The sequence below is a fragment of the Bacillus sp. ISL-75 genome (assembly GCF_018613095.1).
This window is the reverse complement of sequence record NZ_JAGGQX010000058.1, coordinates 1-1,374: the sequence shown is the minus strand read 5'-3', so window position 1 is coordinate 1,374 and position 1,374 is coordinate 1. Positions and strand designations below refer to the sequence as shown.

Here is a 1,374-nt window from a genome sequence, read left to right as displayed (position 1 = left end):
TACGGCTTGGCTCACAGCCGTTGGATTCCGCCAACTTCTGGAGTTATTCCGCCATTCTTCGTCCAGATTCCGCCGACTTTACAACCTTTTCCGCCGATTCCTCTGATGATTCCGCCAAACCCCTTTTAGTTACCTTTTTTTAATATCTCGAGCCAAGCCTCTGGTCATTTACTGCTTGGCTCACAGCCGTTCGATTCCGCCAATTTGGGCCGGGATTCCGCGAACTTTTGGAGTTATTCCGCCATTCTTCGTACGGATTCCGTCGACTTCACAACCTTTTCCGCCGATTCTCCTGACGATTCCGCTAAACCGCATTTCCCACCAACCCCTTAAAATTAAAAACCATTCCGGCCGAAAGGACGGAATGGTAACTCGCTTACCTATCTAATTTTTTCATCCAGCCTAGGCCCATGGATCCTTCGCCGAGGTGGGTGCCGATCACTGCGCCGAAGTAACCAATCGAGAATTCAACGTTTGGATACCTGGCAGCCAGTTCATCGCGCCATTCCTTTGCCTCTTGCTCGCGATTGGCATGAATAATGACGGCTTGATATTCGCTGCCACCTGACACTTCCTCACTTAGCAAATCGACCATTCGATTCATCGCTTTTTTCCGGGTGCGGATCTTTTCAAACGGAACAATCACCTTGTTGTCAAAATGAAGCAGTGGTTTGACCTGGAGGAGGCTCCCAATAAAAGCCTGTGCACTTGAAAGGCGGCCGCCTCGCTGCAGATGCTGTAAATCGTCTACCATGAAATAGGCACGAGCCGTTTTTTTCAATTCTTCTAAGCGGTCCATAATGGAAGCAGCGTCCTCGCCGCGGGATGCCAGCTTTGCTGCCTCGATCGCGTAAAAGCCTTGAACCATGCAGCTGATTTCTGAATCAAATGGGTAAACGACGATGCCTTCAACCATCGTACTCGCTGCGTTAGCCCCTTGGAAAGTGCCGCTGATCCCACTTGATAGGTGAACACAGATGACGGCATCATATTCCTTTGAAAGGCTTTCAAATAGCTCGACAAATTGGCCAATTGGCGGCTGAGAGGTAGTCGGCAGCGCTTTTGTCTTCACCTCATCATAAAACTGACTCCAAGATATATCAATTTCTTCCTGGTAAACCTCGTTACCGAAGATGACATGTAACGGGATCATATGTATATTCCATTTATCTCGTACATCCTTTGGGATATACGCAGTACTATCCGTGACAACGGCTGTCTTCATAAAAACTACCATCCTTATCTATATAACCACTATATTGATTTTACTATTTTATATGAAATAGAGCTAAATTGCATTACTTCGCAAAAAAACAAAAAGAGCATACCGTGAAGTATGCCCTTTACTATTCTGCGTGCCCAGCAAGCCGTTAA

General features: G+C 46.9%; 2 protein-coding genes. Both read right to left on the bottom strand.

The window, feature by feature from the left end; translation table 11 throughout:
• Positions 1 to 180: 180 nt before the first annotated feature.
• On the bottom strand, positions 181 to 315 hold the full coding sequence (locus tag J7E63_RS30220; RefSeq protein WP_285289965.1) for a hypothetical protein: 135 nt from the start codon (positions 313 to 315) through the stop codon (positions 181 to 183).
• A 61-nt stretch (positions 316 to 376) separates the two neighbouring features.
• Positions 377 to 1,225, bottom strand: a complete 849-nt coding sequence (locus tag J7E63_RS22125; protein ID WP_215016560.1) for a DegV family protein — start codon at positions 1,223 to 1,225, stop codon at positions 377 to 379.
• Positions 1,226 to 1,374 lie beyond the last annotated feature (149 nt).

What these genes read in the sequence shown, in the direction of transcription:
- J7E63_RS22125 (WP_215016560.1), bottom strand. Translation starts at nt 1,225, where the DNA reads ATGAAGACAGCCGTTGTCACGGATAGTACTGCGTATATCCCAAAGGAT.
- J7E63_RS30220 (WP_285289965.1), bottom strand. Translation starts at nt 315, where the DNA reads ATGCGGTTTAGCGGAATCGTCAGGAGAATCGGCGGAAAAGGTTGTGAA.